The 14,361-nt window shown below is 62.0% G+C and carries 11 protein-coding genes, 1 tRNA gene and 2 rRNA genes; 11 read left to right on the plus strand and 3 right to left on the minus strand.

Going from position 1 to position 14,361, the window contains the following annotated elements:
- Positions 1-7 precede the first annotated feature (7 nt).
- From LCH97_RS02455 to rrf, 3 genes are all read left to right on the plus strand, one after another.
- Positions 8-83 (plus strand) — tRNA-Ala (locus tag LCH97_RS02455).
- A gap of 241 nt (positions 84-324) precedes the next feature.
- Positions 325-3,215: ribosomal RNA gene (locus LCH97_RS02460) — 23S ribosomal RNA — on the plus strand.
- A gap of 104 nt (positions 3,216-3,319) precedes the next feature.
- Positions 3,320-3,432: ribosomal RNA gene (rrf, locus tag LCH97_RS02465) — 5S ribosomal RNA — on the plus strand.
- A 211-nt stretch (positions 3,433-3,643) separates the two neighbouring features.
- Here the strand turns inward: rrf and LCH97_RS02470 are convergent.
- On the minus strand, positions 3,644-4,246 hold the full coding sequence (locus tag LCH97_RS02470) for a DJ-1/PfpI family protein (RefSeq protein ID WP_227303216.1): 603 nt from the start codon (positions 4,244-4,246) through the stop codon (positions 3,644-3,646).
- Positions 4,247-4,336: 90 nt separating this feature from the next.
- Here LCH97_RS02470 and LCH97_RS02475 point away from each other — a divergent pair, with 90 nt between their 5' ends.
- Positions 4,337-5,671, plus strand: a complete 1,335-nt coding sequence (locus LCH97_RS02475; protein ID WP_227303217.1) for a PLP-dependent aminotransferase family protein — start codon at positions 4,337-4,339, stop codon at positions 5,669-5,671.
- Here LCH97_RS02475 and LCH97_RS02480 read toward each other — a convergent pair.
- The gene (locus LCH97_RS02480; RefSeq protein ID WP_227303218.1) at positions 5,668-6,837 is read right to left on the minus strand and encodes a cyanate transporter; all 1,170 of its coding nucleotides are present in this window, start codon (positions 6,835-6,837) and stop codon (positions 5,668-5,670) included. The genes LCH97_RS02475 and LCH97_RS02480 overlap by 4 nt on opposite strands.
- Positions 6,838-6,901: 64 nt before the next feature.
- The gene (locus LCH97_RS02485; RefSeq protein ID WP_227303219.1) at positions 6,902-7,390 is read right to left on the minus strand and encodes a MarR family winged helix-turn-helix transcriptional regulator; all 489 of its coding nucleotides are present in this window, start codon (positions 7,388-7,390) and stop codon (positions 6,902-6,904) included.
- A gap of 183 nt (positions 7,391-7,573) precedes the next feature.
- Here LCH97_RS02485 and LCH97_RS02490 point away from each other — a divergent pair, with 183 nt between their 5' ends.
- The 7 genes from LCH97_RS02490 to LCH97_RS02520 all read left to right on the plus strand — a co-directional run bounded on the left by LCH97_RS02490 (position 7,574) and on the right by LCH97_RS02520 (position 14,350).
- Positions 7,574-8,269: an ABC transporter ATP-binding protein gene (locus LCH97_RS02490; RefSeq protein WP_227303220.1), complete on the plus strand. Its 696-nt coding sequence runs from the start codon at positions 7,574-7,576 to the stop codon at positions 8,267-8,269.
- Positions 8,266-9,642, plus strand: coding sequence for an ABC transporter permease (locus LCH97_RS02495; RefSeq protein ID WP_227303221.1), 1,377 nt, complete (start codon positions 8,266-8,268; stop codon positions 9,640-9,642). The genes LCH97_RS02490 and LCH97_RS02495 overlap by 4 nt, the downstream gene beginning before the upstream one ends.
- Positions 9,635-10,396, plus strand: a complete 762-nt coding sequence (locus LCH97_RS02500; RefSeq protein ID WP_227303222.1) for an outer membrane lipoprotein-sorting protein — start codon at positions 9,635-9,637, stop codon at positions 10,394-10,396. The genes LCH97_RS02495 and LCH97_RS02500 overlap by 8 nt, the downstream gene beginning before the upstream one ends.
- Before the next feature lie 3 nt (positions 10,397-10,399).
- Entirely contained in the window at positions 10,400-11,593 is a 1,194-nt protein-coding gene (locus tag LCH97_RS02505; protein ID WP_227303223.1) for a hypothetical protein, read from the plus strand.
- A 10-nt stretch (positions 11,594-11,603) separates the two neighbouring features.
- The gene (locus LCH97_RS02510) at positions 11,604-12,659 is read left to right on the plus strand and encodes a sensor histidine kinase (RefSeq protein ID WP_227303224.1); all 1,056 of its coding nucleotides are present in this window, start codon (positions 11,604-11,606) and stop codon (positions 12,657-12,659) included.
- Positions 12,656-13,387: a LytTR family DNA-binding domain-containing protein gene (locus LCH97_RS02515; RefSeq protein ID WP_227303225.1), complete on the plus strand. Its 732-nt coding sequence runs from the start codon at positions 12,656-12,658 to the stop codon at positions 13,385-13,387. The genes LCH97_RS02510 and LCH97_RS02515 overlap by 4 nt, the downstream gene beginning before the upstream one ends.
- Before the next feature lie 198 nt (positions 13,388-13,585).
- Positions 13,586-14,350, plus strand: coding sequence for a MipA/OmpV family protein (locus LCH97_RS02520; RefSeq protein WP_227303226.1), 765 nt, complete (start codon positions 13,586-13,588; stop codon positions 14,348-14,350).
- Positions 14,351-14,361: the final 11 nt, after the last annotated feature.

Here is a 14,361-nt window from a genome sequence, read left to right on the forward strand (position 1 = left end):
ACCCTTTGGGGGATTAGCTCAGTTGGGAGAGCACCTGCTTTGCAAGCAGGGGGTCGTCGGTTCGATCCCGTCATCCTCCACCATCCAATGCAAACAAAAAGGCATTCAGCGAGCTGAGTGAATTTCTGTTTGCGTTGTAAAACGCCCGATCTTTAACAAACTGAAGAAGCCAATTTACAAGCGGCGAGACAAAACGATAAGTTAATTCTTATGGTGATGAATCGTCGACTTGGGTAGAAAGATTGTATCGACTGTCGTATACGCCTTAGTGTGCGACAAGTCACCAGCGCGAAGCTCATCAGATTAAGGTAACTGAAATGATAGGGTCAAGCGACTAAGTGCATCTGGTGGATGCCTTGGCGATCACAGGCGATGAAGGACGTGCAAGCCTGCGAAAAGCAGTGGGGAGCTGGCAATGGAGCTTTGATCCACTGATATCCGAATGGGGAAACCCCTCCGCAAGGAGATCCTGCGCTGAATATATAGGCGTATGGAGGCGAACCGGGAGAACTGAAACATCTAAGTACCCCGAGGAAAAGAAATCAACCGAGATTCCGTAAGTAGTGGCGAGCGAACGCGGAAGAGCCTGTATGTGTTATGGATTGAGTTAGTGGAACGCTCTGGAAAGTGCGGCCATAGTGGGTGATAGCCCCGTACACGAAAACCCATTCCAAGAACTAAGCATACGACAAGTAGGGCGGGACACGCGAAATCCTGTCTGAATATGGGGGGACCATCCTCCAAGGCTAAATACTCGTGATCGACCGATAGTGAACCAGTACCGTGAGGGAAAGGCGAAAAGAACCCCGGGAGGGGAGTGAAATAGAACCTGAAACCGGATGCATACAAACAGTGGGAGCCTGGAAACGGGTGACTGCGTACCTTTTGTATAATGGGTCAGCGACTTACATTCAGTGGCAAGCTTAACCGCATAGGGGAGGCGTAGGGAAACCGAGTCCGAATAGGGCGATTCAGTCGCTGGGTGTAGACCCGAAACCGAGTGATCTATCCATGGCCAGGATGAAGGTGCGGTAACACGCACTGGAGGTCCGAACCCACTAGTGTTGCAAAACTAGGGGATGAGCTGTGGATAGGGGTGAAAGGCTAAACAAACTCGGAGATAGCTGGTTCTCCCCGAAAACTATTTAGGTAGTGCCTCATGTATCACTTCCGGGGGTAAAGCACTGTTATGGCTAGGGGGTCATTGCGATTTACCAAACCATGGCAAACTCTGAATACCGGAAAGTGCAAGCATGGGAGACAGACGGTGGGTGCTAACGTCCATCGTCAAGAGGGAAACAACCCAGACCGCCAGCTAAGGTCCCAAATGATCAGTTAAGTGGTAAACGAGGTGGGAAGGCCTAGACAGCCAGGATGTTGGCTTAGAAGCAGCCATCATTTAAAGAAAGCGTAATAGCTCACTGGTCGAGTCGTCCTGCGCGGAAGATGTAACGGGGCTCAAACTGATAACCGAAGCTGCGGATGGGCACATTAATGTGTCCGTGGTAGGGGAGCGTTCTGTAGGTCTGTGAAGGTGGTGGTGTAAACCCTGCTGGAGATATCAGAAGTGCGAATGCTGACATGAGTAGCGATAAAGCGGGTGAAAAGCCCGCTCGCCGAAAGCCCAAGGTTTCCTACGCAACGTTCATCGGCGTAGGGTGAGTCGGCCCCTAAGGCGAGGCTGAAAAGCGTAGTCGATGGGAAACGGGTTAATATTCCCGTACTTTTATGCAGTGCGATGTGGGGACGGAGAAGGTTAGGTTAGCGGCCTGTTGGAATAGGTCGTTTAAGCCGGTAGGCTGGTGCGGTAGGCAAATCCGCTGCACCTTAAGGCCGAGAGGTGATGACGAGGATCTACGGATCTGAAGTAACTGATACCACGCTTCCAGGAAAAGCCACTAAGCTTCAGCTGCATAAGAACCGTACCGCAAACCGACACAGGTGGGCAGGATGAGAATTCTAAGGCGCTTGAGAGAACTCAGGAGAAGGAACTCGGCAAATTGACACCGTAACTTCGGGAGAAGGTGTGCCTCTGTTGGTGTAGGACTTCGCGTCCGAAGCTAGTAGAGGTCGCAGAGAATAGGTGGCTGCGACTGTTTAACAAAAACACAGCTCTGTGCCAACACGAAAGTGGACGTATACGGAGTGACGCCTGCCCGGTGCTGGAAGATTAAATGATGGGGTGCAAGCTCTTGATTGAAGTCCCAGTAAACGGCGGCCGTAACTATAACGGTCCTAAGGTAGCGAAATTCCTTGTCGGGTAAGTTCCGACCCGCACGAATGGCGTAACGATGGCCACACTGTCTCCTCCTGAGACTCAGCGAAGTTGAAATGTTTGTGAAGATGCAATCTACCCGCTGCTAGACGGAAAGACCCCGTGAACCTTTACTGTAGCTTTGCATTGGACTTTGAACAGACTTGTGTAGGATAGGTGGGAGGCTATGAAGCTGGAACGCTAGTTTCAGTGGAGCCGTCCTTGAAATACCACCCTGGTGTGTTTGAGGTTCTAACCTTGGTCCGTGATCCGGATCGGGGACAGTGCATGGTAGGCAGTTTGACTGGGGCGGTCTCCTCCCAAAGTGTAACGGAGGAGTTCGAAGGTTACCTAGGTACGGTCGGAAATCGTGCTGATAGTGCAATGGCAAAAGGTAGCTTAACTGCGAGACCGACAAGTCGAGCAGGTGCGAAAGCAGGACATAGTGATCCGGTGGTTCTGAATGGAAGGGCCATCGCTCAACGGATAAAAGGTACTCCGGGGATAACAGGCTGATTCCGCCCAAGAGTTCACATCGACGGCGGAGTTTGGCACCTCGATGTCGGCTCATCACATCCTGGGGCTGTAGCCGGTCCCAAGGGTATGGCTGTTCGCCATTTAAAGTGGTACGTGAGCTGGGTTCAAAACGTCGTGAGACAGTTTGGTCCCTATCTGCAGTGGGCGTTGGAAGTTTGACGGGGGCTGCTCCTAGTACGAGAGGACCGGAGTGGACGAACCTCTGGTGTACCGGTTGTGACGCCAGTCGCATCGCCGGGTAGCTAAGTTCGGAAGAGATAACCGCTGAAAGCATCTAAGCGGGAAACTTGCCTGAAGATGAGACTTCCCTGGAGGCTTGACCTCCCTGAAGAGTCGTTCGAGACCAGGACGTTGATAGGTCGGGTGTGGAAGCGCTGTGAGGCGTTAAGCTAACCGATACTAATTGCTCGTGAGGCTTGATCCTATCATTTGAGTTGCTTTGTTGATGACGAAGCGCTGGTTGATACAAGAAAATTCTACTGGCTGGAGATTTCCAGCCTGGCTTCTTCAAGTTTGTGACAGTTTATGTCTGGTGGCCATAGCGAGGTGGTCCCACGCCTTCCCATTCCGAACAGGACTGTGAAACGCCTCAGCGCCGATGATAGTGCAGATTCCTGTGTGAAAGTAGGACACCGCCAGACACCCCATACCGAAGCCCAGCTCATACGAGCTGGGCTTTTGCTTTGGTGCCGCGAAAACACCGCACGCACTCTGCGGCCAACCTTGGCCGCAGCCTGCCCGACCCAACATAAAGCCCGCTTTCGCGGGCTTTATATATTCCCTCGTTGTAAGCACGCATGGTCGCCGTGGCACTGTTTTGCCAGAAGTCTGCCACTGCTCTGGCAGAGGTAGCTATCCGGCAAGGAAGGGGGTAATGCACTGCATGGTGTGTGCGACGTAGCTGTCTTTTTCACCAACAGGAGCAAGGTAGTGCAAGGCGCTTTCTGCTGCGGAAGTCCCTGCTAGCTTGCAGATAACCCAGGCCGCCAGATAGGGGGCGGCGAGACATCCGCCGGCGGTAGCGATATTGCCTTTGGCAAAAAATGGTTGATCCAGGATGCGCACGCCGGCCTCTTGCACCCATGGTTTGGTGGTGAGATCTGTGCATGCGGGAATGGTTTGTAGCAGGCCAAGCTTGGCGAGGATCAGTGTGCCGGAGCATTGCGCCGCCAATAGCTGCCTGCTTGGGTCTAGCTGTAGCTGCCCCATCAGTTCGGTATTTGCCACTACTTGGCGTGTCTGCAGGCCGCTGCCGATGATAACTGCATCAGCCTGGTTTGCTGCGCCTAATCGTATGTGGGACGTTAGTATCAGCCCGTTCATGGAGCTGACTTGCGTACTGGGGCTGGCGATGGAGACTTGCCAGTCGGGCTGCTTGATGCGGTTCAGCACGCCGTAGGCGATAAGGGAGTCCAGCTCGTTGAAGCCGTCGAAGGTAAGAATGGCGATATGCATTTGGCTGTTCCATTTGGGTGATTGGCTTGCGAATGGTCAGCGTAAGGTGAAAAATCAGTACATTCAAAAAATTGTACTGGATACATTGCCATGGGCTTGCCGCGTTACAAGCAGCTGGTAGAGAGGCTGGCTGCGGATATTCGTAGTGGGCGCTGCGCGTCTGGCACCCGCCTGCCTACTCATCGCGCTTTGGCCGCAAAGGAGGGCTTGGCGCTAGCAACTGCTACGCGTGTTTACACGGAGCTGGCTGCCATGGGTCTGGTATCTGGCGAATCTGGGCGGGGTACGTTTGTGCGGTACGCGGCGTTGCCGGCGGGTTTGGGTGTAGACCAGCCGTTGCTGGGCCAGGACATGATCGACCTTAATTTCAACAATCCGAATCTGTCAGGGCAGGGGCACTTGCTGCGTGATGCACTGCGTGAACTGGCTATGGCAGGTGAGTTGGATAGCCTGCTGTGCTACCAGCCGCATGGCGGACGGCTGCGCGAGCGGGCGATGGTGGCCGGTTATCTGGCCGATCAGGGTTTACAGGTGGGGGCGGAGCAAGTACTGCTCGTGAATGGCGCGCAGCACGGCCTGGCGGTAGCAATGATGGCCATGCTGCAGCCCGGTGACGCCGTGGCAGTGGATGCGCTGACTTATCCTGGCTTCAAGGTGTTGGCCGATACCCTGCATCTGACGCTGCTGCCGGTGCCACACGTTGCAGGGGGACCCGATCTGGATGCGCTGGCGCAGCTATGCCGGCAACGCAAGGTTCGTGCGGTATTCACCATGCCTACTTTGCATAATCCGCTGGGTTGGGTGATGCCTGCCGCGCAGCGGCAGGCGCTGGTGGCGCTTGCACGTCAGTACGGGCTGCTGTTGATCGAGGATGCGGCGTACGCCTTTCTGGTGGAGGGGGCGCCACCACCGTTGGCGGCCCTTGCGCCGGAGCTGACTGTCTATGTGTCCGGTTTTTCCAAAAGTGTGGCCACGGGTCTGCGAGTAGGCTATGTGGTGGCTCCGCCGCCCTGGCGGGCGGCCATGGAACGCGTGATTCGCGCTACGGCATGGAATACCCCGGGCGTGATGTGCGCGCTGGTTTGCGGCTGGCTTGCAGACGGTACCGTGGCACGGTTACAGGCACAGAAGCGGCAGGATGCTGCCGGGCGTCAGGCCATGGCGGCTGCGGTACTGGCGGGCATGCCTTACGTCAGTCATCCTGCTTCCTATTTTCTATGGCTACCTTTGCCACCGGCAGCGCGTGCCGAGCCGCTGGTGGCTGAGCTGCGCCAGCACGGAGTGGCGGTGTCGCCGGCAGCACCTTTTGCCTGCACTGCGCATGTGCCGCAAGCCGTGCGTCTGGCTCTGGGTTCTCCCGGGCTGCCCGCCTTGCAGCAAGCGTTGCAGCTGGTGCGGCAGGTACTGGGCAATCTGAGTGATTAATGGCCCAGTGCACTTTGGTAGCGCGCAGGGTGAAAGCGTAGCGTCATGATGAGCAGTACCAGCACGGTGCCCGCCAGCATTTGCCACGATAGCGCGTAGCTGGCGGTGAGGTCGCGCAGCCAGCCGGCGGCAAACGGGGCAATGGCTGCTAACAGATAGCCGATGCCCTGTACAAAAGCGGTCAGGTCGCCTGCAGTTTGTGCATCGTCTGCGTGTTGCAGTGTCAGGATCATGGTGAGCGGGAACAGGCCGCCGATGCCGGCACCCAGCAATGCCACAAAGAGCAGGCTGTGCTGGCCCGGTAGCCAGGCCAGGCCGGCAAGGCCGGCAAGGTTGGCCGCAAGGGTAAGCAGCAGCCAGGGGCGCAGGTCGTGGTGGCGGGCGGCAATGATGGGTAGCAGCAGCCCGGTGGCCACTTCGAAGGCGGTCATGTAGCTGAGCATCAGGCCAGACTGCTGTGCGCTATAGCCCAGATAGACAAAGAATGGTGCCAGCCAGGCCAGGGTGCAAACGTACACCCCGGTGCCTATGCCAAAGTACAGCGCCAGTGACCATGCCCGTGCTTTGCCGAACATGCGGGCGATGTGCGATGTGCTGTTGGTAGCGTGGCTTACTTCGGCGGGAGCTTTGCTGTGCCACAGCAAGGCTGCCAGCACGGCAGGGATGGCCCATACCGCCAGTGCCGGGCTCCAGCCCAGTTGGCCGGCCAGCCAGGGGGTGCTGCCGGCGGCGAGGGTGGCGCCACCCATGATGGAGGTAACGTACAGACCCATCATCAGCGACACGCGGCTGCCGCCGTGCTGCTTGATCAGCGCCGGTACCAGTGCTTGCACGATGGCAATGCCCAAGCCGGCAATGCCGGCCGAGAGCATCAGCGCGCTGGTGGTTTCACTCAGGCGCAGCAGGCAGGCAGCGGCAATCAGCAGCACGCCGGCCAGGATGCCGCCTTTGCTGCCCAGCCAGCGTTTGAATAGCGGCAGCGCAAACGCGCACAGGCCGATCATGGCCACGGGCAGGGTGGTGAGCAGGGCTGCGCCGCCAAAGCTCAGGCCGGTGGCGGCGCGTATGGGCTCCAGCAGGGGGCCGGTACCGGCCAGAATCGGGCGCAAATTGAGCCCGCACAGGAGGATCAGCAGGGTTAACAGGGTACGTGTGTGTGATGGCATGGTATTCCCCATCGGCAGCACACGGCGTCAGGCCGCGCGCAGCCTGACGGTGTTAGGGGTGGTGTCAGGTGTTTTCCAGCGCGGTCAGCCAGCGTTGCAGCAGCGCGGCCAGGGCTTGTTGGTCGCTTGCGGGCAAATGGGCTAGCAGGTCGAGCTGGGCATTGGTATGGGGTGTCAGCGCCTGGTCTACCTTGGCCAAGCCGCTGGGAGACAGGCGTATCATCACGCCGCGGCGGTCGGCATCATCCGGCAGGCGCTCTACCAGGCCGGCGTTTTCCAGCTTGTCGATGCGCTTGCTGATGCCGCCGCTGGTGAGTAGCAGTGATTGCGATAGCTGTGACGGGCTCAAGGTGTAAGGCTCGCCCTGGCGGCGCAGGGTAAGCAGTACATCAAACTCGCCGTACTTCAGCTGATGCTGCGCCAATACGGCATCGCGTACTTGTTCGAAGTAGCCCATCAGGCGCGCAATGCGCCCCAGCACCGCCAACGGGGTGGTGTCCAGGCTGGGTTGGCTGTGTTGCCACTCGGCAATAATGCGGTCGATCTGATCCATAGCGCGTAGTGTAGACAAAACTTCCTTGGAAGTCACTTCCTTGGAAGTTAAAAACCGTCTGCCTGTCTGGCCATTCATCCTGTCCGGTTACCGTTTGTCGAAGTATTTCACCGCTGGTCGCACGGCCGCACGGGCGGCTACAGCACGGTTTAGTCTGCTGGCATTGATCGAGAGGAGTGAACAATGTCAGCCATCGAAGTTGTTGAGCTTAGCCGCCACTACCGCCTGGGGAGTGTGGATGTGCCGGCGCTGCGTGGCGTTAGCCTGAGTATTGCGGCCAACGCTTTTACCGTCCTCAGTGGCCCGTCGGGCAGCGGCAAGTCTACGCTGCTGAATCTTTTAGGCGGGCTGGATCGCCCCGACAGCGGCCATGTCATTGTGGCCGGCCAGCGCCTGGATACGCTGGACGACAACCGCCTCAGCGATTTTCGCGCCCGCCATATCGGTTTTGTATTCCAGCACTTCAACCTGCTGCCGGTGCTGACCGCGCGCGAAAACGTGGAGTATCCGCTGCTGCTGGCCGGCGTGGCCGCCAGCGAGCGCCGCCGCCGCGCCGCCGAGCTGCTGGACGCGGTAGGCCTGGCCGACCGTGCGGCCAACCTGCCAGGCCAGCTATCCGGCGGCCAGCGCCAGCGGGTGGCCATCGCCCGCGCCCTGGCCCTGCGCCCGGCACTGGTACTGGCCGACGAGCCTACCGCCAACCTGGACAGTCACACCGGCGCCGCCATCATCGCTTTGATGCGCGACATGCAGCGCCAGTACCAGACCTGCTTCGTGTTCTCGTCGCACGACGCGCAGCTGCTGGCGGCCGCCGACCACGCCGTGCTGCTGCGCGATGGCCAGCTGCAGGCGTCCGCCATCGTGAAGGAGGCCGCATGAACACGCTACAGTTGGCCGCACGCAACCTGGTGCGTAACCGCCGCCGCACGCTGACTACCTTGCTGGCGATGATCGTCGGTGTGGTGGCGGTGCTGATCTTTGGCGGCTACGACCGCAACATCCGCCTGGGCCTGGAAACCGACTTCGTGCGCGGTAGCGGGCATTTGCAGATCCAGCATCGTGATTACTTTCTTTTCGGCAGCGGTAACCCGGCCGCGTATGGCATCCGTGACTACACCCGGCTGATGCAAACACTGCAGGCCGACCCGCAACTGGCGCCGCTACTGCAAGTGGTGACCCCGGTGCTGGACCTGGGCGGCATTGCCGGCAACTTTGCCGCCGGCGTGTCGCGCACCGTGTACGGCCGTGGCGTGGACGTGGCCGGGCAAAACCGGCTGAAGCAGTGGAACGACTACCACATGGTGGGCCTGCCGCAGCGCAGCGTGGCGCTCACCGGCACCGCACCTAACGCCGCGGTAGTGGGTACCGGCGTGGCACGCGTGCTGCAGCTGTGCGGCCCCTTGCAGGTGAAGGACTGCCCGCAGCCGCTGCCGGTGCAGCAGCAGGGCACCGCCATGCCGGCCGACCTGGCGGCCTTGCCGGTTGCCGCGCCGGCGGCCAACCTTGGCCGCGTGCAGATCGAGCTGCTGGCGGCGCGTGCCAGCGGCGCGCCCAATGTGGCCAGCCTGCAGGTGGTAAAAGCCGAGCAGCAGGGCGTGAAGGCGCTGGACGACATCAGCGTGCAGCTGCACCTGACCCAGGCGCAGCAACTGGTGTACGGCCAGGACACGCCGCAGGTCAGCGCCATCGTGCTGCAGCTGCGCCACAGCAGCGATATACCGGCAGCGCGCGCCCGCCTGGCGCAGCTGCTGCAAGGCGGCAGCCAGCCGCTAGTGGTGCAGGACTTTGCCACCCTTAACCCGCAGTACGGCCAGATCACCGGCATGTTTGCCGCCATCCTCGGCTTTGTGGCGGTGCTGATCGGCGCCATCGTGCTGTTTACCGTGGGCAACACCATGAGCATGGCGGTGGTGGAGCGCACGGTGGAAATCGGCACCCTGCGTGCGCTGGGCTTGCGTCAGGCCGGCATCCGCCGCCTGTTTGTCAGCGAGGGCTTGCTGCTGGGCTTGGGCGGCGCGCTGCTGGGCAGCCTGCTGGCGCTGGGCCTGGCCTGGCTGATCAACCACAGCGGCCTCACCTGGCTGCCGCCGGGCAATAGCGAGCGCATCCCGCTGCTGGTACGCGTGGCCGGCGAGTACGGCATGCTGCTGGCCACGGCCGTGGGGCTGATTGTGTTGTCGGTGCTGTCAGCCTGGTGGCCGGCCCGCCGCGCCGCCCGTCTGGATATCGTGGAGGCCCTGCGTCATGCGTAACATCCTGTTTACCCTGCTGTTGGCCGCAGGGCTTGCCCAGGCCGCGCCGGACGCGCAGCAACTGCTGGTCGCCAGCGACGCCATCCGCAACCCCGGGCAGTCGTTTTCGCTGGACAACACGCTGATCGAGTACCGCAACGGTCGCGAACAAGGCCAGACCCAGCTGCAGATCTACGCCCGCCCCGCCAGCGACAGCGGCCAGTACCGCAACCTGATCCGCTTTCTGGCACCGCTGCGCGACGCCGGCAAGCTGATGCTGAAAAACGGCAACGAGCTATGGTTTTACGACCCGGCCAGCAAGGCCAGCGTGCGTATCTCGCCGCAGCAGCGCCTGCTGGGGCAGGCCGCCAACGGCGACGTGATGACGGTCAACCTGGCGCGCGACTACCGTGCCCGGCTGGATGGCGAGGAGGCGATCCAGGACGGCGAGCGCCAGAGCCGTGCCAGCTACCGGCTGGCGCTGCAGGCCAGCCACGACGACGTGACCTACCCGCGCATCACGCTGTGGGTGGACGCGGCCAACAGCCGGCCGATCAAAGGCCAGTTCTACAGCGATAGCGGCCGCCTGCTGAAAACCGCCTTTTACCGGCGCTACCAGCTGCAACTGGGCGTGCAGCGTCCGTCAGAAACGGTGATCATCGACGGCCTGGACCCCGGCTGGATTACCGTGATGCGCACCGGCAACCTGGCGGCACGCGACATCCCCGAAACCTGGCTGCAGCGCGACTATCTGCCGCGCTTTCGGGCGGAGTAGATCATGCTGCGCTTGAGCCTTTGCCTGCTGTTGGCCGCCATGCCGCTACCCGCGCTAGCGGATAGTGCAGCCGAGCTTGATGCCCTGACGCTGGCTGATAGCGCTGTGAGTCAGCAACAAACGGACAGCCCGCTGCACGGCCAGTTGCAGCTGTCGCGCTGGCAGGGCAGCCAGTGGCAGGGCTTTGCCAGCGTGCGGCTGGACAGCGTGCTGCAGCCCGGCTGGCGCGCGGTGCTGGCCGACCGGATCGACTTTCGGCCGCAGGCCGGTGGGCCGGCGCAGGTGAACTCGCTGCAGGAGGCCTACCTCAGCTGGCAGCCATCGCCCGCGCAGGCGCTGGATGTTGGCCGCATCAACCCGCGTGGCGGCGTGGCGCTGGGTTTCAACCCGCTGGACGTGTGGCGCGATAGCGGCCTGCGCGCCGCTGCCAGCGCCGACCCTGCCAGCGCCCGTGACAACCGGCTGGGTGTGGTGATGCTGCGCGCCCAGCAGCTGTACGACGGCGGCAGCGTTGGCGTGCTGCTGGCGCCAGCACTGGCCAATGCAGCCAACCCGGCAGCATGGTCGCCGGACTGGGGCAGCAGTAACCGGCGCGAGCGCTGGCAGCTGCAAGCCAGCGTGGCTGGCAGCGGCAGCCTGCGCACGCAATGGCTGCTGGCCGGTGGTGCGGCTGAGGCGCTGCAACCCGGTGTGGCGGCCAGCCTGCTGCTGGGCGACGCCACCACCGTGTACGGCGAGGCCAGCGCCAGCCGGCGGCACGATCTGGCCGGTGGCGGCGCGCGCCACTGGCGGGCGCTGGGCGTGCTAGGGCTGGGCTATACCGCTGCCACGCGGCTGACGCTACACGCCGAATGGCACTACAACGGCCAGGCGCTGGCCGCGGGTGATTGGGCTGCACTGCAGGGGCAGGCCTACGGGCGCTACCGGCAGGCGGCACAGCAGGCGGCGCTGGCACCGACGCGGCAGCAGTGGTTTTTGCATGCAGAATGGCAGGATTTTCTGCGCCCGGGGCTGGTGGCCACCGCCATGCTGCGGCATGATCGCGTCGATGACAGCCGGTTTTTTAGTGCCGGCCTGCGCTGGCAGGGCGACCGGCTGGCCGTGGGTGTCAACGCCGAGCGCGGCCTGGGCCGGCTGGGTAGCCACTATGGCGGCCAGGCCTTGCGCTGGCAGCTTTTCAGCAACTTCTACTATTGAGAACCGGGCGATGAGCCGACCCCATGTGCGCGTAGACCTGCGCCGCGAGCTGCCTTTCCTGTTGATGGTTAACGCGGTCATCGCCACGCTGGTGACCTTGCTGGCAGAGGGTGAGCATTTTGGCTTCAACCTGCTGGTATCCAACTGCATCGGCTTCCTGATGTGGGGCAGCACCTCGCTGCTGTGCTACGCGCTGAAAGTGGAGCGGGTGGCGTTCTGGCATGTACTGGCCTGTATGCCGCTGGCGGTAGTGCTGGGTTTTACGCTGGCCAGTGGCCTGTGGCCCGGTGTGGTGCCAGAACGCATCGCCGGTACCGCCGACCTGGCGCTGCAGCTGCGCAAGTTTGCCATGATGGCGCTGGTCACCATTTCGGCCGCCAGCCTGTTTTATTACCGCTACAACCACCAGCGCAACCTCACGCTGCTGGCCGACGCCGGCCGCCGCCAGGCCGAGCTGCAGCAGGCCGAAACCGCCGCCCGGCTGGCGCTGCTGCAGGCGCAGATCGAGCCGCACTTCCTGTTCAACACGCTTGCCACCTTGCGCAGCCTGATCGGCAGCGACCCGGCGCGTGCCACCCAGGCGCTGGACCTGCTCAACGACTATCTGCGCGCCAGCCTCAGCCGCACCCGCCGCCGCGAGGTGACGCTGGCCGACGAGCTGGCGCTGGTGACACCGCTGCTGGCGCTGGCGCAGCTGCGTATGGGCGAGGCACGGCTGCAGTACCGCGTAGAGGTGGCCGGGCGCTGGCTCGATCAGCCCTTGCCGCCGCTCTTGCTCCAGCCCCTGGTGGAAAACGCCTTGCAGCACGGGCTGGAGCCGGCAGTGGACGGTGGCAGCCTGCTAATCGAAGCCATCGAACAGCCTGGCCGACTGTGCCTGCGCGTGAGCGACAGCGGGCTGGGGCTGGCGGACGGCCACGGCAGCAGCAGCGGGGTAGGTCTGGCCAACGTGCGCCAGCGCCTGGCCGCCCTGTACGGCGAGCGCGCCGCCTTGTCACTGTATGCGCGGCAGCCGCACGGCGTAGTGGCCGAGCTGAGCCTGCCGCTGGAGGAGCCTTCTGCATGACCCGCATCCTGATTGCCGACGACGAAGCCTTGCAGGCCGCCAGCCTGGCGCAGCGTTTGCTGGCGCTGTGGCCCGACATCACGCTGTTGCCGCTGGTGCATAACGGCATCGACGCCGTCGCGGCGCTGGCGCACGAGCAGCCCGACATTGCCTTTCTGGATATCCGCATGCCCGGTCTCACCGGCCTGCAGGTGGCTGCGACGGTGGCGCGTAGCCGCGTGGTGTTTGTAACCGCCTACGACGAGTACGCGCTGGCCGCCTTTGACGCCAGTGCGGTCGACTATCTGCTCAAACCGGTGAGCGACGCGCGCCTGGCGCAGTGCGTGGCCCGGCTACAGCGTGACACCCGCCCGGCGCCCGACCTGGCTGCGGTGCTGGCACAGTTGGCCGCACCGGCCGCCCGGCCATGGCTGCAATGGCTGCACGCCGGCCTGGGCGACACCACACGGCTGATTGCGGTGGACGAGGTGCTGTATTTTCAGGCCAGCGATAAATACACCGAAATCGTTACCGCGCACGAACGTCACCTGATCCGTCTGCCGCTGAAAGAGCTGCTGGCGCAGCTGGACCCGCAGCGCTTCGCGCAGATCCACCGCAGCTATATCGTGAGCCTGCCGCAGGTTGGCCGCATCGAGCGCGACCTGCTGGGCCGCCAGCAGGTGATCCTGAAAAACGGCCACAGCCTGCCTTTGTCGCGTAGCCACGCGGCGCAGTTCCGGCAGATGTAACGCTTGCTTGTCAGATGACGCTGTTTGCCCATCAAACAGCCCGGCGCCTTGCCGGGCTGTTTTGCTGTTGCCCAGCTGGCGCCTGCTGGGAACCGCTTATCGCACACAATGGTCATTGATCGCATTGCATTTTTTATGTAAGCATCTTTCTATAGAGTTGATACGGAAATTCACACCGCCCGATGGGCAGGAGCAGAAATGAAACGATGGACAGCAGGGCTGGGTTTATTGGTAGCCGCCATGGCGGCGCAGGCAGGTAGCTGGCAGGCCGGTGGTGGTGTCGGCGTGGCGCAAAGCTGGTATCGCGGGGCGGATAACCGCGCGTCGGCATTGCCGCTGGTGGGTTACCAGGGCGAGCAGTTTTACTTTCAGGGCGCAGAGCTGGGCTGGAAGCAGCCCTTGGGCGAGCAGCTGAGCATCACTGCCAAAGCGGAATGGGAGTTCGAGCGTTTCAAGCCCAAAGATAGTGATATTGCGGCCTTGCGCCAGCTAGGCGAGCGTAAGCATGGCGTCTTGGTGGGGGGCGAGCTGGCCTGGGCGCTGGATGCGCGCACCGGTTTGTCGCTGTCGGCCATGCACGACCCGCGTTCGCGCCACAAGTCGACGCTGACTACTGTGGCCGTCGAGCACGTGCTGCCGTTTAGCACCCAGCAAGACCAGTTCAGCGTATCCGCCGGGGCGAGCTATCTGCCCAAGGCCTATATGCAGTACTACACCGGTGTCAGCGCGGCAGAGGCGGCGCGTAGCGGGCTGCCGGCCTACCAGGCGGACGCGGCAACGCGCTACCAGCTGCAGGCGGGCTGGCGCCATGGCTTTAACCGCCAGCTGGGCATGATGGTGCGGCTGTCGGTCAGCCATTTGCCAGCCTATATCAAATGGCAAGAGGCTACGCGCAGCGGCAGCCCGATGATCGCGCGCAATGTCAGCGTGGGTGGCCTGGTGGGGCTGAGCTACCGTTATTAAGCGCTGCTCTG

The organism is Vogesella sp. XCS3 (assembly GCF_020616155.1).
Taxonomy (GTDB): Bacteria; Pseudomonadota; Gammaproteobacteria; order Burkholderiales; family Chromobacteriaceae; genus Vogesella.

Coding starts and splice junctions, on each gene's coding strand:
- LCH97_RS02510 (WP_227303224.1), top strand. CDS start 11,604: ATGAGCCGACCCCATGTGCGCGTAGACCTGCGCCGCGAGCTGCCTTTC.
- LCH97_RS02495 (WP_227303221.1), top strand. CDS start 8,266: ATGAACACGCTACAGTTGGCCGCACGCAACCTGGTGCGTAACCGCCGC.
- LCH97_RS02515 (WP_227303225.1), top strand. CDS start 12,656: ATGACCCGCATCCTGATTGCCGACGACGAAGCCTTGCAGGCCGCCAGC.
- LCH97_RS02505 (WP_227303223.1), top strand. CDS start 10,400: ATGCTGCGCTTGAGCCTTTGCCTGCTGTTGGCCGCCATGCCGCTACCC.
- LCH97_RS02480 (WP_227303218.1), bottom strand. CDS start 6,837: ATGCCATCACACACACGTACCCTGTTAACCCTGCTGATCCTCCTGTGC.
- LCH97_RS02520 (WP_227303226.1), top strand. CDS start 13,586: ATGAAACGATGGACAGCAGGGCTGGGTTTATTGGTAGCCGCCATGGCG.
- LCH97_RS02485 (WP_227303219.1), bottom strand. CDS start 7,390: ATGGATCAGATCGACCGCATTATTGCCGAGTGGCAACACAGCCAACCC.
- LCH97_RS02490 (WP_227303220.1), top strand. CDS start 7,574: ATGTCAGCCATCGAAGTTGTTGAGCTTAGCCGCCACTACCGCCTGGGG.
- LCH97_RS02475 (WP_227303217.1), top strand. CDS start 4,337: ATGGGCTTGCCGCGTTACAAGCAGCTGGTAGAGAGGCTGGCTGCGGAT.
- LCH97_RS02500 (WP_227303222.1), top strand. CDS start 9,635: ATGCGTAACATCCTGTTTACCCTGCTGTTGGCCGCAGGGCTTGCCCAG.
- LCH97_RS02470 (WP_227303216.1), bottom strand. CDS start 4,246: ATGCATATCGCCATTCTTACCTTCGACGGCTTCAACGAGCTGGACTCC.